At 71.5% G+C, this 20276-nt stretch carries 18 protein-coding genes; 7 read left to right on the top strand and 11 right to left on the bottom strand.

The genetic code is table 11. The features are described from left to right. Nucleotides 1-29: 29 nt before the first annotated feature. The 5 genes from ACV530_RS07775 to ACV530_RS07755 all read left to right on the top strand — a co-directional run bounded on the left by ACV530_RS07775 (nt 30) and on the right by ACV530_RS07755 (nt 3823). Nucleotides 30-416, top strand: coding sequence for a hypothetical protein (locus ACV530_RS07775; protein WP_494331540.1), 387 nt, complete (start codon nt 30-32; stop codon nt 414-416). 197 nt (nt 417-613) lie between these two features. Beyond that, on the top strand, nt 614-1294 hold the full coding sequence (locus tag ACV530_RS07770; protein WP_494331539.1) for an AzlC family ABC transporter permease: 681 nt from the start codon (nt 614-616) through the stop codon (nt 1292-1294). Further along, a complete protein-coding gene (locus ACV530_RS07765; RefSeq protein WP_494331538.1) occupies nt 1291-1605 on the top strand; it encodes an AzlD domain-containing protein in 315 nt (104 codons plus the stop codon). Before ACV530_RS07770 ends, ACV530_RS07765 begins: the two co-directional genes overlap by 4 nt. A 62-nt stretch (nt 1606-1667) precedes the next feature. Further along, on the top strand, nt 1668-3053 hold the full coding sequence (locus ACV530_RS07760; protein ID WP_494331537.1) for a class-II fumarase/aspartase family protein: 1386 nt from the start codon (nt 1668-1670) through the stop codon (nt 3051-3053). Next, entirely contained in the window at nt 3050-3823 is a 774-nt protein-coding gene (locus ACV530_RS07755; protein ID WP_494331536.1) for a methyltransferase domain-containing protein, read from the top strand. The genes ACV530_RS07760 and ACV530_RS07755 overlap by 4 nt, the downstream gene beginning before the upstream one ends. Nucleotides 3824-3826: 3 nt before the next feature. Here ACV530_RS07755 and serC read toward each other — a convergent pair whose 3' ends face one another. The 8 genes from serC to ACV530_RS07715 form a co-directional block, all read right to left on the bottom strand. Further along, nucleotides 3827-4921: a 3-phosphoserine/phosphohydroxythreonine transaminase gene (serC, locus tag ACV530_RS07750; protein WP_494331535.1), complete on the bottom strand. Its 1095-nt coding sequence runs from the start codon at nt 4919-4921 to the stop codon at nt 3827-3829. 1 nt (nt 4922) lies between these two features. Then, nucleotides 4923-6308 carry a glutamate-cysteine ligase family protein gene (locus ACV530_RS07745; RefSeq protein WP_494331534.1) on the bottom strand — a complete coding sequence of 462 codons (1386 nt, stop codon included), beginning with the start codon at nt 6306-6308 and terminating at the stop codon, nt 4923-4925. Nucleotides 6309-6389: 81 nt separating this feature from the next. Beyond that, nucleotides 6390-7037: an O-methyltransferase gene (locus ACV530_RS07740; protein ID WP_494331533.1), complete on the bottom strand. Its 648-nt coding sequence runs from the start codon at nt 7035-7037 to the stop codon at nt 6390-6392. After that, the gene (locus ACV530_RS07735) at nt 7037-8200 is read right to left on the bottom strand and encodes an amidohydrolase family protein (RefSeq protein WP_494331532.1); all 1164 of its coding nucleotides are present in this window, start codon (nt 8198-8200) and stop codon (nt 7037-7039) included. The genes ACV530_RS07740 and ACV530_RS07735 overlap by 1 nt, the downstream gene beginning before the upstream one ends. A 70-nt stretch (nt 8201-8270) precedes the next feature. Continuing rightward, nucleotides 8271-9143: a carbohydrate ABC transporter permease gene (locus tag ACV530_RS07730; RefSeq protein ID WP_494331531.1), complete on the bottom strand. Its 873-nt coding sequence runs from the start codon at nt 9141-9143 to the stop codon at nt 8271-8273. A gap of 2 nt (nt 9144-9145) precedes the next feature. Beyond that, a complete protein-coding gene (locus ACV530_RS07725; RefSeq protein ID WP_494331777.1) occupies nt 9146-10489 on the bottom strand; it encodes an extracellular solute-binding protein in 1344 nt (447 codons plus the stop codon). Nucleotides 10490-10567: 78 nt separating this feature from the next. Continuing rightward, on the bottom strand, nt 10568-11242 hold the full coding sequence (locus tag ACV530_RS07720) for a response regulator (RefSeq protein ID WP_494331530.1): 675 nt from the start codon (nt 11240-11242) through the stop codon (nt 10568-10570). Then, on the bottom strand, nt 11239-12936 hold the full coding sequence (locus ACV530_RS07715; protein ID WP_494331529.1) for a sensor histidine kinase: 1698 nt from the start codon (nt 12934-12936) through the stop codon (nt 11239-11241). The genes ACV530_RS07720 and ACV530_RS07715 overlap by 4 nt, the downstream gene beginning before the upstream one ends. Nucleotides 12937-12981: 45 nt before the next feature. Between ACV530_RS07715 and ACV530_RS07710 the strand changes: the two genes are divergently transcribed. Then, the gene (locus tag ACV530_RS07710) at nt 12982-14367 is read left to right on the top strand and encodes a cation:dicarboxylate symporter family transporter (protein ID WP_494331528.1); all 1386 of its coding nucleotides are present in this window, start codon (nt 12982-12984) and stop codon (nt 14365-14367) included. Nucleotides 14368-14462: 95 nt separating this feature from the next. Here the strand turns inward: ACV530_RS07710 and ACV530_RS07705 are convergent, their stop codons facing one another. Continuing rightward, nucleotides 14463-15752, bottom strand: a complete 1290-nt coding sequence (locus ACV530_RS07705) for a helix-turn-helix domain-containing protein (RefSeq protein ID WP_494331527.1) — start codon at nt 15750-15752, stop codon at nt 14463-14465. A 205-nt stretch (nt 15753-15957) separates the two neighbouring features. Here ACV530_RS07705 and ACV530_RS07700 point away from each other — a divergent pair, with 205 nt between their 5' ends. Next, nucleotides 15958-16452: a hypothetical protein gene (locus ACV530_RS07700; RefSeq protein WP_494331526.1), complete on the top strand. Its 495-nt coding sequence runs from the start codon at nt 15958-15960 to the stop codon at nt 16450-16452. Between the two features lie 76 nt (nt 16453-16528). On the opposite strand, the gene glgB is transcribed toward ACV530_RS07700, so the two are convergent. After that, a complete protein-coding gene (gene glgB, locus ACV530_RS07695; protein ID WP_494331525.1) occupies nt 16529-18832 on the bottom strand; it encodes a 1,4-alpha-glucan branching enzyme in 2304 nt (767 codons plus the stop codon). A 25-nt stretch (nt 18833-18857) separates the two neighbouring features. Then, nucleotides 18858-20270 (bottom strand): maltokinase N-terminal cap-like domain-containing protein, encoded by a 1413-nt coding sequence (locus tag ACV530_RS07690; RefSeq protein ID WP_494331524.1) that lies wholly within the window; start codon nt 20268-20270, stop codon nt 18858-18860. Nucleotides 20271-20276: the final 6 nt, after the last annotated feature.

Genomic DNA, 20276 nt, shown 5'->3' with positions numbered 1-20276 from the left:
GGTTTGTCGATAATGATCGGAGTGCTCCCATGCGTCGCATCCTCCCCGCGATCCTGGTCGCGGTCGCTCTCCTGCTCGGGATGGGAGCGCCCGTGGCCGCCGGAGAGGGACCGGTCAAGCCCCCTCCGAAGCCGGCGCCGAAACCGGCGTCGAAGCCGAAGCCCCGCAAGGGCGGGGACGTGGAGATCGTGAAGTCGTCGGCGACGGCCCAGTTCACGGCGATCGGGATCGCCCGGTGCCGCGACGGTTTCCATGCCACCGGAGGCGGGTTCGACGGTACGCGGGGGCCGGGGATCGCGCCGGACTTCAGCAGGCCCATGGACGACGGGCGGGGATGGACGGCGAGCCTCTCCAATCAGACCTCTTCGCAGATGTCGATCACTGTGAACGTGTACGCGATCTGTCAGGAGGACTGACGGCCTGCCAGGGGGATTGACGGCCCCCTTCGCACCCCCTTCGCCGCCGCGCTCCCGGGTACTGCGCCACCCGGTGAGCGCGGCGGTGCGTGTGTACCCCACAGGGTGAGTGCCCGTCGGATCGCCCTCGGCGGTGTCGGCGGGCGTGGTTACGTGGGGGCGGGAGAGAGGGGGGCGGGAGAAAGGGAGGGTGTGACATGACCCCGAAGGCGGGCCCCTTCATCCGGGGGCTGGGCCACTCGGCCGGGGCGGCCATGGGGTATCTGCCGGTCGCGGTGGCGTTCGGTGCCATCGCGGGGCGGGCGGGGATGTCCGTCTGGCTGACGGTGCTGATGTCGGCGTGGGTGTACGCGGGCGCCGCGCAGATGGCCGGGCTCCAGGCGCTGGCTCTGGGGCAGCCGCCGTTGCTGGCCGCGGTGGGCATGCTGGTGGTCAACCTGCGCCATGTGCCCATGAGTCTCGCGTGCGCGCCGGTCTTCCGGCGGCTCCGTCGCAGGGACCGGTGGATGCTGGCGCAGACGCTCACCGACGAGGCGTTCGCGTTGGATCTGCAGCGGCCGGACGCGCCCGTCGGGTTCTACTACGGCATTCACGTCTCGTGCTGGGTGGTCTGGGTGGCGGGGACGTTGTGCGGGGCCCTGGTGGGGCCGGTCGTTCCGGAGAGCTGGACGGCCTTCGCCCTGCCCGCCCTGTTCGTGGCGCTCGCCGTGGAGGCGTTGGGCTCGATCGCACGCCGCCACCGGCTGTGGGTCACCGTGGCGGGGCTGGGGTTCGTCGCCGTCGGGCGGGCGGCCGGACCGTTCGCGGCGCTGGCGGCGATGGTCGCGATGACCGCACTGCTCGCCACGGCGGACCGTCGCTGGAGTCTGGCGACGTGAACACGACCGGAGTGGTGCTGGCCGTCGTGGCCACCGGACTGGGCACCGCCCTGATGCGGCTCGTGGGGACCACGTCCCTGAGCCACCGGCTCACCGGGACGCGGTGGATACGGCAGATCCCGCTCGCCGTGCTGCTCGTCCTGGCGATCACGTCCGTGTCCGGGACCGAGCTCGAACTGCCGCCTCCCGCCGTGGTGTTCGGTACGGCCGCGGTCGTGCTCGCCGCGGTCCGGCGTGCTCCGCTGCTGTTGAGCGTCGTCGTCGGCTGCGGGGTCTATGTGGCGGTGCAGCACCTGTGGCCGCGGTGGTGAGCGCAGAGTAGTGCTGAGCGCGGAGTATTGGCGGCCTGCCGTCCGCGCGGTTCAATGGCGCAGTGCGATGCAGCCACGACCGGGGGCACATAGTCGACTCGCTGTTCCATGGTGCGGGGTATGCCACACCGGCCAGCCGCCGGATCTTCTGTGATCTGTGCAGGCTGCAGCGGTGGCTGTGGGTCGAGGCCGAACTGGCCGCGGCCCAGGAGGAGATCGGGGCGGTCGCCCCGGGGACGGCCGCGCGGGTGGCCAAGGCGTGCGAGCCGGGCCGTATCGATCTCGTCGCTCTCGCCCCGGAGTTCCGGCGCACCGGACATTCGCTGGTGCCGCTGCTGCGCGGCCTCGAGGCGGAGTGCGACGGCGCGGGCGAGGCGGTGCATCTGGGAGCCACCACGCAGGACATCCAGGACACCGCGCAGGCGCTCGAGATGCGGGACGTGCTCGCCGAGGTGGACGCGGGGCTGGCCGTCATGGTGGCGCGGCTGGCCGACCTGGCCGAGCGGCACCGGGACAGCGTGATGGTGGGACGCACCCACGGCCAGCCCGCGCTGCCGATCACCTTCGGGCTGAAGGTCGCGAGCTGGCTCGACGAACTGGCCCGGCACGGCGAGCGGTTGGCGCAGATGCGGGAGCGGGTGCTCGTCGCCCAGCTGTCCGGCGGGGTCGGCACGATGGCAGGGTTCGGCGGCAGGGGCCGTGAGCTGCTGGCCGTCTTCGCCGGACGCCTGCGGCTCGGCGTGCCCGAGGTCGGCTGGCACGTGGCACGGGACCGGGTGGCGGAGTACGGCACCGTCCTGGCCATGCTCGCCGGCACCCTCGCCCGTGCCGCCGACGAGATCCGGGGGCTGTCGCGGCCGGAGATCGGCGAGGTGGCCGAGGGCTGGGAGTACGGGCGGGTGGGCAGCAGCACGATGCCGCACAAACGCAATCCCGAGCGGTCCGCCCAAGTGGTGCTGCTGGCCCGGCTGGCGAGGTCCCATGCCGCCCTCGGCATCGAGGCCATGGTGCAGGAGCACGAACGCGACTCCCGGGGCCTGCGGATGGAATGGGTCGCGGTCGCCGACGTCTCCCACTGCACCCTGGCCGCACTCGGCATCCTCAACGAGGTCCTCGCCGGTCTCGAGGTGCACCACGAGCGGATGGCCGAGCACGCCCGGGCATCGGCCGAATCCCTGTGCACCGAGGCGATGATGCTGGCCCTCGCCGGTACGGTCGGCCGCGAGAGGGCGCACGCCCTGGTGTACGAGCTGAGCCAGCGCGCCCTGAGCGAGGGGCGCCCGCTGCGCGCCTGCCTGGTCGAGAGCGAAGCGTTCAGCGCCCGTGTCTCCGCCGCCGAGCTCGATGAACTGCTCGACCCCATCCGCTACTTGGGCGAAGCGCGGGAGCTGACCGACCGCGCGGTGGCGCGGGCGCGCCGGTGGCCGGAGACGGGAGCGGCGTCATGACGGATCTGCTGCGGTTCGACGGGGAACGGGCCACCGAGGCCGATGTCGAGGCGCACACGCCGGACATGCTGAGGCAGCGCGCGCACGTACGCGGGCAGCTGGCGGTGTCCCCGGGGCAGCGGGTGCTGGACGTCGGATGTGGGCCGGGCTACCTGACCGCGGAGCTCGCGGAGCAGGCCGGCCCCGGCGGCGAGGTCTGCGGCATCGACATCAGCGAGTCGATGCTCGCCCTCGCGCGCCGGCGGTGTCCGCAGGCGCGCCTGCGGCAGGGGCGGTGCGAGGAACTGCCGTTCCCCGACGGGATGTTCGACGCGGCGGTCGCGGTGCAGGTCTACGAGTACGTCCAGGACATCGGGCAGGCCCTCGCGGAACTCTTCCGGGTGCTGCGGCCGGGCGGCCGTGCGGTCATCCTGGACACCGACTGGGACTCGCTGGTGTGGCACTCGGCCGACCGGCCGCGCATGCGCCGGATCCTGGACCTGTGGGACGATCATGTGGCCCACCCCCGACTCCCGCAACGGCTGGGCCCCATGCTCCGGGAGGCGGGGTTCGGCGAGGAGAGCCTGACCACACTGACCTTCCTCGACCGGGCGTGCGACCGGCAGGCGTACAGCCACTGGCAGATCGGCTTCATCGAGGCGTTCCTGGCCGGTCACCCCGAGGCCGATCCGGAGCGGACCCGTGCCTGGAGCCGGGAGCTGCGCGAACTGGGCGCGGCCGGACGGTACTTCTTCAGCCTGGGGCGGTATGTGTTCACCGTGCGCCGCTGACCGTCAGCCGTGGCGCCGCTCGAACTCGCGGAGGAAGCCGGCCAGGGCCCGTACGCCGTCCTCGGGCATGCCGTTGTAGAGCGAGGCCCGTACGCCGCCGACGAGGCGGTGTCCGGCCAGGCCGAGGAAGCCCTCCGCTTCCGCGTCGGCCAGGAAGCGGCCGGTCAGTGAGGTGTCGGTGAGGCGGAAGACGATATTGGTGACCGAGCGGTGGCCGGGGTGCGCGGTGGGGCGGTAGAAGCCCGTACGGTCGAGCTCCTGGTAGAGCAGGTGCGCCTTCGCCCGGTTCGTCCGCTCGACCGCCGCGAGACCGCCCTGGTCGCGGACCCACTCGAGGACGAGGGAGAGCACGAACACGGCGAAGGTGTTGGGGGTGTTGTCGAGCGAGCGGGATCCGGCGTAGACGGAGTAGTCCAGCAGTTTGGGCGTGTGCGGCAGGGCGTGGCCGAGGAGGTCGTCGCGGACGACGACCAGGGCCATGCTCGAGGGGCCCAGGTTCTTCTGGAACCCGGCATAAGTGATGCCGAAACGGGTGTGGTCCAGGCGTCGGGAGAGGATGTCGCTGGTGGCGTCCACCACCAGCGGCACCGGGACGTCCTCGGGGAAGTGGTGCCAACGGGTGCCGTACACCGTGTTGTTGCTGGTGATGTGGAGGTAGGCGGCATCCCGCGGGCAGCGCGGGGCGATCGGCCCGGGTATGCGGTCGAAGCCGGTGTCCTCGCTGCTGGCGACGGTGACGGCCGTGCCGTGACGGGCCCCTTCCTGCTGGGCCTGCCGGGAGAACAGGCCCGTCAGGACATAGCCCGCGGTGCGGTCGGGGGACCGGCCGATCAGGTTGAGCGGCACGGCGGAGCACTGCATCCGGGCGCCGCCGTGCACGAAGAGCAGGTGGTACTCCTCCGGGACACCGCACAGTTGCCGGAACAGGGCGGTGGCGTGGTCGAGCACCTCGGTGAACCGGGGGCCCTTGTGGCTGATCTCGATGATCGAGGCACCGTCGTCGGCGTGCTCCGCGAACTCCTCGCGCACCCTGCGGGCCACCTGCCGGGGCAGAGTCGCGGGGCCCGCGGAGAAGTTGTACGCCGGCCGCGGTTCCACCTCAGCACATCCTCAGTCTCTCGACGAGCGCGTCGATGCCCTGGCTTCGTACGCACGCGACGGCATCGGCCGATGGGCTCGTGCGGTCCGCCAAGCGCCGTGTCAGCAGGTCCAGTTCGCCGACCGGGGCGACCGGATCCCGGTGCAGCGACGCGGTCGCGAGGTCGAGTGCCCGGCGTCCCCATTCCGTCAGCGGGACGCCGGCGACGGTGGCCGCCCAGCCGTGGGTCTGGACCTCGCCGACGGCCCGCCGGGCCTCCTCGAGCGTCCAGGCGCCGAACAGCTTCCGGCATCCCTCGAGGTCGCCCAGCCAGCCCAGCAGCAGTGCCAGCCAGGAGAAGGTCTCGGCCCGGTCCATCGTCGGCAGATGGCGGATCTCGACGAAGGTGCCGCGCCCGCCGTCGCGCAGCACCGACTCGGCCCGGCCGGCGGCCACCGCGGCGAGGATCTCCGGCACGGTGCACGACTCGTCGAGGCGGAGCCGCACCCGCACCGCCGGCCAGTAGAAGACCAGACCTGCCGCCAGGTCGGCCGGGGTGCAGTGCAGGGTGCACTTCGCCCCGTTCATGTCGACGAACTCGGCGTGCCCGTCGGCGGCGTACTGCGCGGTGGTCAGGTCGTGCACCACCGGGCTGTAGATCACGCCTTCCCGCTCGACTTCGAAGATCGGCAGTGCCCATGCCTCGCTCATGTACGAGGCAAGGTCGGGGTAGAGCCGGCGGGGGAAGTGCAGCCGGTGGGCGAAGAACGGGTTGGACGCGGACAGCTCCAGGTAGCCCTGCAGGCGAAGGGAGTTCCACGGCTGCACCTTGCCGCCGAACACCGCGGAGTTGGCGCCCCACGCGTAGATCAGGGGCGTCATCCTGATCAGCGTGTTGCATGCGGTGATCACCTGCGGCAGGGGCACGTCCACGTTGAACTGGACGGCCGCGAAGCCCGGCCAGGCGTCGGCAGCGTAGTGCCCGGGGAACCGCTCGGCCTGGGCCAGCCACAGCTTGTAGTGGGCCTTGTCCGCCAGGTACGGACGGCCGAGGGTCTCCGTGCGCACCTGGCAGCCGTGGGCCAGGGCGGAGAGGCCCTCGGCCGCGAGGGCGGGCAGGAGCAGTGAGTCGAGGGCGTCGTTCCAGGCGGCCTTGGCGGGGGCGAAGCCCTCCTCCGGGGGCAGGGCCATCTCCACCGTGCAGATGCCGTAGTCGTTGCCGATGACGACGGTGCCGTTGCTCCGGGGCGAGGTGGCGCCGACCAGCGTGCCGCTGGTGGCGTCGTGGTAGGCGGTGAACCCTTCCCGCGCGGCGATCCGCCGGAACAGCGCCTGCACGGTTTCACTGCCGACGGCCTCGCCCGCGCGGTCGACCACCGGGAGCTCCGACTCGATGCCGATTTTCATGAACCAACCCTTGTGTGCGGCGGCGATGACGGGGGACACGCTAGGCGGACGGACCGGCCGTTGCCCGGTCACCGAAGGGGATTAACGCTTAATAGTGATTTCAACCCCGTCTCCTATGGCCAATACCTGGCTCTGCGCATCCGGAATGCCGCTGATGTGCTGCCGGTAGCGGGCAATGGCCAGGGCATTCTTCACCGGCACCAGAATGTTGTCGGCCACCACCGCACCGCCCGTCCGCACCGACGGCCAGCAGGCGTCGAAATCCCGGACGTAGAGCTCCTTCCAGTGGTCCAGCAGCACCAGGTCGACCGCGCCGGGGAGGCGGGGGAGCAGCGCGGGCGCCTCGGCCCGCGTCAGCTCGACCACCTCGTCGAGTCCGGCGGCGGCCAGGTTGGCGCGCTGATCGGCCTGCTTCCCGGCGTCGACCTCGATGGAGTACAGCCGGCCGCCCGTGGCCCGTACCGCTTCCGCGAGCCACAGCGTGGAGTAGCCCACCGAGCCGCCGACCTCCACGACCGTCCGTGCCGCCATCGCCCGCACCAGGGTGTTGAGCAGCAGGCCGACCTCGGGGCCGACGTCCAGCATGAGGGAGCCGGCCCGGTCGCGCACGGCGCTGCCGCCCACGGCGCGCAGTGCCTCGAGCTCGGCCCGTTCCTTCCGGGAGCGTTCCTCCAACGCGCCAAGGACGGAGGCGAACCGGGGCTCGAGCTCCGGTATCACGGGCTGCATCAGTCCCTCCCGAAGAACCGGCGGGCGTTGTCGCACAGGAGCTTGCGCTTGACCGCGGCCCCGAGGTCGTCGCGCTCGGCCAGCGAGGTGACCGCACCGGGGAACTTGGCGTCGAAATGCGGGAAGTCGGAGGCGAAGAGGAGGTTTTCCTCCAGGCCCTGCTGGACGAGCATGGGCAGCAACGGATCCTCGGGTTCGATGCCGAGCCAGCACTGGCGCCGGAAATAGGTGCTGGGTTTCTCCGGCAACGGAGGCCGGTCCTTGGCGAATTGCTCGACGTGGTCGTCCATCCGGTGCAGCCAGAACGGGGCCCATCCCGCACCGCTCTCCATGAAGGCGAAATTCAGGCGCGGATAACGCTCCATGACGCCGCCGGTGATGAGCAGCATCACCGCCGCCATGTGCTCGAAGGGGTGGCTGACCAGATGCCCCTGCATGCTGTCGTGGGTGCGCTCGGTCCCGATCCGGGGGATGCGGGCCACCCCGAAGCCTTCGTGGAAGCACACGGCCATGCCGTGCTCCTCGCAGAACCGCCACAGGGCCTCGTACACCGGGTCGTCCACATTGGTGCCGGCCACGGTGTTGGGCCGGAGGATGACCGTACGGACGTCCGACTCCCGCATCCGGCGCGCTTCTTCCACCGCCAGGGCCAGATCGTGCTGCGGCAGGGCAGCCACCGGGCGCAGCCGGGTGCGGTCCGCGGCGCAGTAGGAGAGCACCCAGTCGTTGTAGGCCCTGACGATCTCGTGGGCGAAGGCGGAGCTGCGCAGGGCCGGGAGCAGCCCGAGGACCTTGGACGGGAAGACATAGGCGGTGGTGATCCCCTCCCGGTCCATGGCGGCGAGCCGGTCGGCCGGTTCGAGGCCGCCGCGCCGGAGCGCGTCGAGCACGTCGAGCGCGGCCGGGTCGTCGTGCGTCCAGCTGCCCGGGGTGTAGGTGGCGCCCTGGGTGCTGCCGAACCAGGCGGCCTGGATGGGGCGGCCGTGGAAGGTCGGCGCGGGCCCCTCGATGATTCTGCCTTCCGCGGTGAGCGTGCCGTCGTGATACGCGGGCATCCACGCGGCGTATTTCTCCGGGATCTTTCCGCGCCACCAGGCGTCGGAATCGGGAAGCACTATGTGGCTGTCCGCGTCGATGACGGGGAAATCTCTCGGGCCGGGCATGTGCGACTCCTTCGAGCGGCATGCGTCACAAAGCCTTGTCCGTGAGTCTTCCCCGATGGTGGACGAGCACTCAGATGTCGTCCTCGAGCAGGCGCAGATACGTCACCGAGAACAGTGCACCCACCAGCAGCAGGAGCAACGCCACTGCCGTCCCGTAACCGATCAGGGACTTGAGGAACGCCTGGTCGTACATGAAGACGGGCAGTGTCTGGCTGCGGGTTCCCGGGCCGCCGCGCGTCATGGCCCAGATGAGGCCGAAGACGGAGAGGGTCTGGAGGGTGTTGAGCATGAGGTTGGTGCCGATGGAGCGGCGGAGGAGGGGGAGGGTGATGTGCCACAGGCGGCGCGGACCACTGGCCCCGTCGACCTCGGCGGCTTCGGTGACGTCCCGGGGGATGGAGTCGAGAGCGGCGGAGTAGACCAGCATCGAGAAGGCGGTGCCGCGCCAGACGTTGGCGAAGGAGACGGCGAGGATGGGGAGGGTGAACAGCCAGTTCTGCTGCGGGAGATGGAGCTGTTCCAGGATGGCGTTCAGGGTGCCGCGGCGGTTGAAGAAGGTGTAGAGGAGGAAGCCCGCCACGATCTCCGGGATCACCCAGGCGGCGAGCACGATCGAGCCGGTGAGGGTACGGACGGGCCGCGAGGCGCGCCGCATCAGGGACGCCAGGACGAAGCCGAGCGTGTTCTGGCCGAGGATCGCCGACAGCAGGGTGAAGAGGAGCGTCAGGACTACGGAGTTGCGGAAGTTGTCGTCCGAGAAGGCCCGGCGGAAGTTGGCGAGGCCGACGAACGAGGACGACTCCTGGCCCGTCAACTGGGTGTCGGTGAAGGCGAGATAGCAGCAGTAGGCGATGGGCCCCGCGAGGAAGAGGAGCATGAGGACGGTGGCCGGGGTGATCGGCAGCCAGCGGAGGGCGCGACGGTACGTGGACGTTGTCGGCATGGTCAGTGCCCGCCGGTGATCGAGGACAGCTGTTCGTCGTAGCGGCGCGCGGCCTGGTCCACGGAGGCGTCACCGGTGGTGACGGACTCCGTCGCGTCCCTAATGGCGGCCGACACCTGGGGGTAGGCGGGCAGCGCGGGGCGGTAGTGGGTGTCCTTGACCAGGCCCGTGAAGAAGTCGACGCCCGGCATGGAGCCGAGGTAGCGGCGGTCGGCGGCCACGTCGTCGCGAACGGCGATCTGGGCATCGCGTACGTCCCATTCGACCGCGTTCCGCTGGGTCTGGAGTGTCTCGATCAACTGCCAGGCCAGGTCCGCCTTGTGGGACTTGGCGCTGATCGACCAAGTCCAGCCGCCGGAGAGACTGACCCTGCCGGGCGCCTGGCCGTGCTGGGTCGGGAAGGGGGCCTGGCCCAGCGTCTTCGTCCACTCCGGCCATGGACGGGCGCCGGCGGGCAGCCAGTTCTGGGCGAGCCAGGAGCCGTCGAGGTCGATGGCGAGCTTGCCGGAGGGGAACCAGTCCGTCATCACCCGCGTGCCGACGTTGGGGTCGAGCGCGTCGGAACGGTCGGGGCCGAGCTTCTCGGCGTAGACGGTGCGGACGAAGTCGAGGGAGTCCTTGAAGCCCTTGCTGCCCGTGACCCATTTCTTCTGTTGCGGAGAGTAGAGCGGGTCGGGGCCCGTGCCGTACAGCAGCATCTCGAAGCCCTGCATCACCGAGCCCTCGCCCGGGCCCTTGCCGGTGTAGACGTTGAGCGGGATGACGCCGGGGACCGTGCGTTTGACCGTACGGGCCGCGTCGAGGACGTCCTGCCAGGTGCGGGGGTGCCAGTCGGCCGGCAGCCCGGCCTTCGCGAAGATCTCCTTGTTGAACCACAGGCCGCGGGTGTCGGTGCCATCCGGTACGCCGTACGTCCTGCCGTCCTCGCTCTTGACCGAGGCCTTGGAACTGGGGGCGTAGTGGCTCCAGTCGTGCCAGCCTCGCAGCTTGTCGTCCAGGGGTCTGAGATAGCCGCTCTTGATGTCGGAGTCGAGGAGGAAGGTGTCCTCGCGGACCACGTCCGGTGCGGTCTTCGGGGACCGCATCATCTGCTGGATCTTGGTGTAGTAGTCGTTCTCCGCGGCCTGGATCGGGACGAGTTCGACCTTTTTGGTGGGGTGGCTCTGCTCGAACTGTTTTTTGACGGCTGACAGGTAGCCGTCCATTCTGCGGTCCTTGTTGTCCGTGCTGCGCTGGTACGCGATCTTGACGGTGTTCGGGTCGCTGCTGGAGTCGCTGCCGCAGGCGGTGAGCGCGGCGCCGGCGAGAGCGAGGGCGGCGAGGAGTGCGGGGGTGGTGGGGCGCACGGGACTCACGGGACGGCCTCCTCCTGGGTCGGCGCCTTGCCCTTCGTACGTTCCCGCGTGGGGCCGTGCCCACGCGCCTCAACGTTCCGTCAGCCAGCGGTAGAAGAGTTCGGGGCGGCCCACCTGCCCGTACTGCGGGGCGCGGGCGGCGCGGCCCATGGTCACCAGGTGTTCGAGGTAGCGGCGTGCGGTGATGCGCGAGATGCCGAGGGTGAGACCGGCCGCGCCCGCGGAGAGGCCGTCCGGGCCCGCGCCGCGCAGGGCGTCGGTGATCGTGCCGAGGGTGGCCTGGCTCAAGCCCTTGGGGAGGGTGGCGGGTTGGGGTGAGCGGAGTGCGGCGAGGGCGCGGTCCACCTCGTCCTGGCCGCTCGCCTCGCCCGCGGCGGCGCGGAATTCCGCGTAGCGGACGAGGCGGTCGCGGAGGGTGGTGAACGTGAAGGGCTTGAGGACGTACTGGACGACCCCGAGCGAGACGCCCTCGCGGACCACGGCCAGGTCGCGCGCGGACGTCACCGCTATGACGTCCGCGCCGTGGCCCGCCGAGCGGAGGGAGCGCAGGAAGCGGAGGCCGTGGCCGTCGGGGAGGTAGAAGTCGAGCAGGAGGAGGTCGACGGGGGTGCGCTTGAGGAACTGGGTGGCGTCGGCGACGGAGTGGGCCGTGCCGGTGACGGCGAAGCCGGGGACACGGCTGACGTACAGGGCGTGTGCGTCGGCGGCCACGGGGTCGTCCTCGACGACGAGGACGCGGATCATGTGCGGCCTTCCAGGGGGAGGCGGACGGTGAACTCGGCTCCGCCGGATGGTGATTGTGCGGCCGCGACGTGACCGTTGTTGCGGTGGGCTGCTTGTTGGACGAGGGCGAGGCCGAGGCCACGGCCCGGGGACTTGGTGGACCAGCCGCGCTGGAAGATGTCGTCGAGCGAATCGGGCTCGAGGCCGGGGCCGGTGTCGGTGACGCGGAGGAGGAGGTCGGTTCCGTCGGGGCGGAGGGTGACGGTGATCTGGGGTGCGGGTGGGGGGATGTCGCCCCTGCCCCGCCCTTTCACCGTTTCTTCCGGGGCTCCGCCCCGGGCCCCGGAACCGCGCTTCGCGCGGTTGTCCTCAAACGCCGGACGGGCTGAATGTGTCGCCTCTACCGCGTTGTCTATGAGGTTGCCCAGGATGGTGACCAGGTCGCGGGTGGGGAGGTCCGGGGGGAGGAGGCCGTCGTCCACGTGAGTGTCGGGGGTGAGGAGGAGCTCGACGCCGTGTTCGTTGGCCTGGGCGGCCTTGCCCAGCAGCAGGGCCGCGAGGACCGGTTCCGCCACCGCGGCGACGACCTGGTCGGTGAGGGCCTGGGCGAGCTCGAGCTCGGCCGTGGCGAAGCCGACGGCCTCCTCCGTGCGGCCCAGCTCGATCAGGGACACCACGGTGTGCAGCCGGTTGGCCGCCTCGTGCGCCTGGGAGCGCAGCGCCTCGGCGAAGCCGCGTACGGAGTCCAACTCGCCGGAGAGGGCCTGGAGTTCCGTGTGGTCGCGCAGGGTGGCCACCGTGCCGCGGCGTTCGCCGCCGGAGACGGGCGAGGTGTTGAGGACCACGGTGCGTTCCGCGGTCAGGTGCAGCTCGTCGACGCGCGGCTCGGGGGCGAGCAGCGCCTCCGTCAGCGACGGCGGCAGGCCGAGCCCGGCGACGGGGCGGCCGATGACGTCGCCGCGCAGGCCCAGGAGTTCCCGGCCGCCGTCGTTGACGAGGGCCACCCGGCGCTGTCCGTCGAGCATCAGCAGCCCCTCGCGCACCGCGTGCAGCGCGGCCTCGTGGTAGTCGTGCATCCGGGCCAGCTCGGCGGCGTTCATGCCGTGAGTGTGGCGGCGCAGACGGGCGTTGAGGAGGTACGTACCGGCGCCGCCCAGGGCGAGGGCGGCCACGGCGACGCCGAGCAGGGCGAGGAACTGGCGCCGGATCTCCTCGCTGATCGTGTCGACCGTGATGCCCGCGCTCACCAGGGCGGTGATCTTGCCGTCGGCGTCCCGTACGGGCGTGACCGCGCGGACGGACGGGCCGAGCGTCCCGGTGTAGGTCTCGGAGAACGTCCGGCCCTCGAGGGCGGGGGCGGTGTGGCCGAGGAAGCGCTTGCCGATCCGGGACGGATCGGGGTGGGTCCAGCGGACCCCGTGCGGATCCATGATCGTCACGAAGTCGACGCCGGTGTCGTGGCGGACCTGCTCGGCGTACGGCTGGAGCGAGTGCTCCGGGTCCCGCGTACGGACCGCCTCGCGTACGGCCGGTGAGGCGGCGACGGCCGTGGCGGTGGCGGTCGCCTCGCGCCGGGCGGCCTCCTCGGCCTCGGCGCGGTCGGAGAGGTACGCGAACGCCGCGCATCCGGCCACCACCGCCGCGACCAGCACGATCTGCACGGTGAAGAGCTGGCCGGCGAGGCTGCGGGGGCGGCGTATGCGAAGTTTGCGCATGGCCGACAGTGTGCCAGCGCACCCGGCGGCGCTTTTGTGAACGTAATGCACGTAACAGTGACCGCCATCACAGAGGAGTGCATAGTCGCCGGGACCCCTTTCGGCCACGGGAAACGAGGATGCGCTGTGGTGAACAGACGGCCGGACCGGACCCACTACCTCTATCTCGCGGTGATCGCGGCCGTGCTCGTCGGCATCGCCGTCGGTTTCGCGGCCCCCGGGTTCGCCGTCGAACTCAAGCCACTCGGCACCGGGTTCGTGAACCTGATCAAGATGATGATCTCGCCCGTCATCTTCTGCACGATCGTGCTCGGCATCGGTTCGGTGCGCAAGGCGGCGAAGGTCGGTGCGGTGGGCGGGCTCGCCCTCGGCTACTTCCTGCTGATGTCGAGCGTCGCGCTCGCCATCGGCCTGGTCGTCGGCAATGTGCTCGAGCCCGGCAGCGGACTGCACCTGACCGACAGCCTGCGGCACGCGGGGGCGGCGCAGGCCAAGGGTGCGCACGAGTCCACGGCCGACTTCCTGCTCGGCATGATCCCGACCACCCTCGTGTCCGCCTTCACCGGCGGCCAGGTGCTCCAGACGCTGCTCGTCGCCCTGCTGTGCGGCTTCGCGCTCCAGGCGATGGGGCCGTCCGGCGAGCCGGTGCTGCGGGGGATCGGGCACATCCAGAAGCTGGTCTTCCGGATCCTCTCCATGATCATGTGGGTTGCGCCGGTGGGGGCGTTCGGCGCGATGGCGGCGCTGGTGGGGGCGACGGGCGTCGACGCCCTGAAGTCGCTCGCCGTCATCATGGTCGGCTTCTATGTGACCTGTCTGCTGTTCGTGATCGTGGTGCTGGGCACGGTGCTGCGGCTGGTGGCGGGGGTGAACATCTTCGCCTTGCTGAAGTATCTGAGCCGTGAGTTCCTGCTGATCCTCTCGACCTCGTCGTCGGAGTCCGCGCTGCCGCGCCTGATCGCGAAGATGGAGCACCTCGGCGTCAGCAAGCCGGTCGTCGGCATCACGGTGCCGACCGGGTACTCCTTCAACCTGGACGGCACGGCCATCTACCTCACGATGTCCGCGCTCTTCGTGGCCGAGGCCATGGGCAAGCCGCTGGCGCTCGGCCAGCAGATATCCCTGCTGCTGTTCATGATCGTGGCGTCGAAGGGCGCGGCGGGCGTGACGGGCGCGGGACTCGCGACCCTCGCGGGCGGCCTGCAGACGCACCGGCCCGAACTGGTCGACGGCGTCGGGCTGATCGTGGGCATCGACCGGTTCATGAGCGAGGCGCGGGCACTGACGAACTTCGCGGGCAACGCGGTGGCCACGGTGCTGATCGGTACGTGGACCAAGGAGATCGACCGCGAGCGGGTGAGCGAAGTCCTGGCCGGGCGGCTGCCGTTCGACGAGGCGACGTTCGCCGCGGAGGCGGACGCGCACTCCTGACACTCCTGACACGCCTCAGACCACCCCCACGGCGGGCCGGTTCCCCACACCGGCCCGGGCCCGTCGGCACCGCCGGGCCGCGCCGTGGGGGTTTCCTACCGGGAGAGGGGCAGCCAGACGTTCGTGGCCGCGTTGTACCAGTAGCGCTGCTCGGTGTTGAGGGCGACCGTACGGAAGGGGCGTCCGTGGTCGTCGATGCGGGTGGTGTCCTGGCGGCCGCCGCTGCTCCAGTCCAGTTCCAGGTACCAGCTGACGTCCTGCCCGACCGTGAAGGCGTCGATGTTCAGTACCTGGGGGTCGTCGGCGGACACCTTGTACGGGAAGTCGGTCGAGGTCGTCGGCCTCTCGCCCTCCTTGCCGGGGACGGGTCTGGGCAGGGGCGAAGGGTTGTCGAGGTCGACGGCGAAGGACGCGGGGTCCAGTTCGCCGCCGCAGCCCGACCCCATGGTGTACGCGTTCCAGCGCGGTGCCTTGTGGCTGCCGACCACGTGGACGGACATCCCGTGCAGCACGGTGTGGCTGCTCCCGGTGCCCTGGACGGTCAGCTGCAGCCGCAGATGACCTGCCGGGACGGCCTGCAGGGCCCCGGCCCACCCCACGGTCGCCTGCCGGGCGGGAGGCGGCGGGACCTTGCCGGGTGCCTGGTCCAGGGCGAACCACTGGTCGCAGGGGCTGCCCCAGTTGTCGGGCATGACGCTGACGGTGAAGGGGGCCGCCCCGGTGGCGGACGAAGTGTCCTTCCTGGGCGCGGCCTCCTCCTTCGCGGTACCGGGGGAAGCGGATCGAGCCGCTGTCGCCGAGGACGACGGCGAAGGAGCGGCCGACGGCGACGCACCACCGTACGACGCCCCCGGCGTCAGGCCCTCACGCGATGCCGCACGCACGGTGTCGTGCCGGGCCTCGGGGGAGGTCCGTCCCGCGTCCGTGTCCCCCAGGGCCGCGACGGCGATGGTGGCGCCCGCGACCGCCGCGACGGCTACGGCCGCCGCTGCGGCAAGGAGCAGCCGGCGGCGCCCGGCCCATGACCTGGGCTTCGTCACGGCGACCGGAGTCTCCTCGTCTTCCAAGGCGGCCTCTTCCAAGGCGGCCTCTTCCGAGCCGGCCTCGTCGGGACCGGCCGGACGGGGTGCCGTCTCCCGGCGGCGCTCGGCGAGCGCCCGGTGCCACTGCCCGTGCAGGGCGAGCAGTTCGTCGGCCGTCGCTCCGCAGACCTTGGCGAATCTCTCCACAGGTACGAACTCCGTGGGCACCGCCGCGCCGTTGCAGTAGCGGTGCAGGGTCGAGTTGCTGGAGTGCAGGCGCTTCGCGAGGGTGCCGTAACTGCGCCCCGAACGCTCCTTGAGCTCACTCATCAGTTCCGCGAACCGCTCGGTCTCCGTGGCCATTCCACCCTCCCCCTCACCCTGGACGCGCGTTCCAGGTGCAGATGTATCCCCAGGTGAGAGGGGGTGGAACGGTCCAGGGTTCCAACTTCCCCCCGGTTCACGGCCGCTGGGACGAAACCGGGCACAAAGTTGCTCTCGTCAGCCGGTCGGCCCGCCGATCGGATCCGTCGCCCCGTGCGACCTTCCTCATGGGAGAAGCCTCACCATGTCCATGCCCCGCGCTTTCACCTCGCTCACCGCTCTCGCCCTCGGCTCCGCCGCGCTCGTCGGTTTCATGGGCACGTCCTCCGCCTCCGCGGCGGAGGCCAGGGTTCCGTACTGCCAGGCGTCCCAGATCGGCGTCACCACCACCCCGGTCATCGGCCCGAACGACCTCCTGCTGATAAAGGCTCAGAACGTCGGCGACAAGCCCTGCGACCTCGGCATCATCGGCGACGTCACCTTCGACGGAAAGATCCGCGCCGAGCTCCCGGGCGGCATCGGCGGCGGCCCCAACATCCTGCGGCCCGGCGACTCCAACTACGAGGCCGTCACCCTCGCCCGCTGGTACACCCCCGGCACCACCGTCCGGACCAGCACCCTGACCCTCGGGCTCGACGGCGGCGCCACCATCAAGGTCCCCGCCGCGGTCACCGTCGACTCCCCGCTCGTCAACTCGCCCTGGCAGGACACCGCGGAGCACGCCCTCTCCGCCCACTGACCGGGAACACCGTGCCCTCCGGGCCCGTCGTCCCTTGCGGACGGGCCCGGAGGGGGTCCCGAGGTATGCCCGCGCCCTACAACGGCCGTAGCCACACCGTCGCCAGCGGTGGCAGCGTGAGCGTCACGCTCGACGCGCAGCCCTGGTGACGGAACGGTTCCGCTTTGACCGGGTCCGGGTTGGCGATGCCACCGCCCCCGTACCGCCGCGCGTCCGTGTTGAGGCACTCCGCCCACGCGGCGTTCCCCGTCCCGATGCCGAGCCGGTAGCCGTGCCGTACCACCGGAGAGAAGTTGCTGACCGCCAGCAGCGGCGAGCCGTCGGCCGCGAAGCGGAGGAAGGCGAAGACGTTGTCCTCGGCCGCGTCGCCGAGCACCCACGTGAAGCCCTCCGGCGAGGTGTCGCACTGCCACAGGGCGGGCGTGGCGCGGTAGAGCGTGTTCAGGTCGCGGACCAGGTCGCGTACGCCCCGGTGGTCCGGCTCGGCGGCGTACGACGGGTCGAGCAGCCACCAGTCGGGGCCGTGGCTCTCCGACCACTCCGCACCCTGGGCGAACTCCTGCCCCATGAAGAGCAGTTGCTTGCCCGGGTGGGCCCACATGAAGCCCAGGAACGCGCGGTGCGTGGCGCGCTGCTGCCACCAGTCGCCCGGGATCTTCGAGACCAGCGACCGCTTGCCGTGCACGACCTCGTCGTGGGAGATGGGCAGGACGTAGTTCTCGCTGTAGGCGTAGACCATGGCGAAGGTCATCTCGCCGTGGTGGTACTTGCGGTGGACCGGCTCCTTCGTCAGGTACTCCAGCGAGTCGTGCATCCAGCCCATGTTCCACTTCAGCCCGAAGCCCAGCCCGCCGAAGCCGCCCGGGCCCGCATGGTGCGTGGCGCGCGTGACGCCGTCCCAGGCGGTGGACTCCTCGGCGATGGTGACGACGCCGGGGCAGCGGCGGTAGACGGTGGCGTTCATCTCCTGGAGGAAGGCCACCGCGTCGAGGTTCTCGCGGCCCCCGTGGGCGTTGGGCGTCCACTGACCCGACTCGCGGGAGTAGTCGAGGTAGAGCATCGAGGCCACGGCGTCCACGCGCAGGCCGTCGACGTGGAACTCCTCGCACCAGTACACGGCGTTCGCCACAAGGAAGTTGCGGACCTCCGTGCGTCCGTAGTCGAACTCGAGCGTGCCCCAGTCGGGATGGGCCGCCCGCTGCGGGTCCGCGTGCTCGTACAGCGGGCGGCCGTCGAACTCTGCCAGCGCCCAGTCGTCGCGCGGGAAGTGCGCCGGTACCCAGTCGACCAGCACCCCGATGCCCGCCCGGTGCAGGGCGTCGACCAGGTACTTGAAGTCGTCGGGGGTCCCGAGCCGGGCCGTCGGGGCGTAGAAGCCGGTGACCTGGTAGCCCCACGACCCCCCGAAGGGATGCTCTGCCACGGGCAGGAACTCCACGTGCGTGAAACCCAGATCGGCCACGTACGCCGGGAGCTGGTCGGCGAGTTGGCGGTAGGTCAGGCCGGGGCGCCAGGAGGGCAGGTGCACCTCGTAGACGGAGAACGGCGCCTCGTGCACGGGCCGCTCCGCACGCCGCGTCATCCAGCCCGCGTCGCCCCAGACGTGGTGCGAGGCGTGCACGATCGACGCGTTGGCCGGCGGTACCTCCGTACGCCGCGCCATCGGGTCGGCCCGCAGCGTGCGCGAGCCGTCGGGGCGGGTGAGCTCGAACTTGTACAGCGCCCCCTCGCCCACGCCCGGCAGGAACAGCTCCCACACGCCCGAGCCGCCGAGCGAGCGCATCGGATGCCCCGCGCCGTCCCAGTAATTGAAGTCACCGACGACACGCACCCCTTGGGCGTTCGGCGCCCACACCGAGAAACGGGTCCCCGCGACGCCCTGGTGGGTCATCGGCTGCGCGCCGAGCGCCTGCCACAGCTCCTCGTGCCGGCCCTCGCCGATCAGATGCAGATCCAGCTCGCCGACGGCGGGCAGGAAGCCGTACGGGTCCCGGATCTCGAACTCCCCGTCCTCGTACGCCACCAGCAGCCGGTAGTCGGGGATCTCCCCCAGCGGCAGCACCCCCGCGAACAGTCCGTCCCCTTCGTCGATCAGCTCCGCGCGCAGTCCCTTGGCGGTGACCGTGACCGACCGCGCGCACGGCCGCAGCACCCGGAACCCGACCCCGCCCGGCGCGTGGTGCGCCCCGAGCAGGGCGTGCGGATCGTGGTGGGCGCCGTGCAGCAGCCGTCCGCGCTCCGCCTCGTCGAGAGGTCGCGCGGGCCGCACCCCGCGCCGGGTGGGACGAGGTGGTCGTGCGGGGCTGGGCAGGAAGGTGGCGGGGACGTGTCCGGGTACGGGGTCGTGGTGCGGGGGGCGGGACGGGGGTCGTGCGGTCACAACTCTCCTCCAGAGTGCGGTGGTGTCAACGCCGGGGAGCCGCGCCGTCGGCCTGTGCGGCGAGCCGGCGGATCGCGGCCATCGGGACGGGGAGCCAGTCCGGCCGGTGGCGGGCCTCGTAGAGGACCTCGTAGACGGCCTTGTCCGTCTCGTGCGCCCGCAGCAGGCGCGGGTCCTCGCGCGGGTCGTGGCCGAGGGAGGCGTATCCCTCGCAGTAGGCGTCGCGTGCCCGCTCGGCCCAGCCGGGGTCGTGGGCCCGGCCCACCGCCGCCGCGTAGTCGAACGAGCGCAGCATGCCCGCGACGTCCTGGGTCACGGGCTGCGGGGCGCGGCGCTCGGCCAGCGGGCGGGCGGGCTCGCCCTCGAAGTCGATGAGGGACCACTGCCCGTCGGGCGTGCGCAGCACCTGGCCCAGGTGCAGGTCGCCGTGGATGCGCTGGCCGCGCCGGGTCTGCCCGGCCCGGCCGAGGTGCGCGACGTCCTCGAACGCGGCGCGCAGCGCGTCGCGGTAGGGGCGCAGCTCCGGTACGGCGTCGGCGGCGGCCTCGAGGCGGCGGGTCATCGCGGCGGCGAGCTGCTCGAGTTGGGGGCGGCACAGGACGACGGTGGGCAGCGCCCCGGCGAGCGACCGGTGCACCTCGGCGGTGGCCTGGCCGAGGGCGCGGGCGGGGGCGGCGAAGTCGGCCCGGTCGGCGAGCGCGGCGAGGGCGAGGCGCCAGCCGTCGGCGGAGCCGGAGAGGAAGGGCTGGAGCACGCCGAGGGTCAGCGGGTCCTGCTGTGTGCCGGACGGCGCGGCCTCGAACCACGCGGCCGGCGCGGGCACCCGGGCACAGCCGGCACGGGCGAGGGCGCGGGGGATCTCGAGGTCGGGGTTGGTGCCGGGGCCGACGCGGCGGAAGAGCTTGAGGATGTACGTATCGCCGTACACCGTCGAGGAGTTGGACTGCTCGGCACCGAGCGGCCGGGGCGTGAGACCGCCCGCGATGTCGGCGTCGGCCGCGCGGCAGAAGTGCAGCGGGCCGAGCCGGCCGGGCACGCGCAGCCGTTCCAGGAGCAGGGCGGCGAGGCGGGGGTCGAAGAGGCCCTCGTAGACCGTGCGGCCGCGCAGCGGCCCGTCGTCGGGGCGGCCGATGAGGGCGGGGGCGAGCTGAGGGGGCAGGGTGTCACGGACGCCGAGCAGCAGCTGGTAACAGTCGTCGGTCGGTCCGGGCTGCCTGGCGCGTACGAGCAGGTGCAGCAGGCCGGGGGAGCCGGAGCGGGGGAGGAGGTCGGTGGCGGAGACGAGCGTGAGGCCGGTGAGAGGACGGCCCTTGCCGGCGAACCAGCGCTGCCGGGGCAGCCAGTGGGCAAGCAGGGGCGCGAGTGGGCCGAGCGGTTCGACAGAGGAAGCGGTGTCGGTGGTGTCGGTGAGGTCATGGGGCGGTGCGGCATCCGACATGGCGTC

The sequence above is a fragment of the Streptomyces sp. SX-6 genome (assembly GCF_059089585.1).
This window is presented reverse-complemented; position numbering and strand designations above follow the sequence as displayed.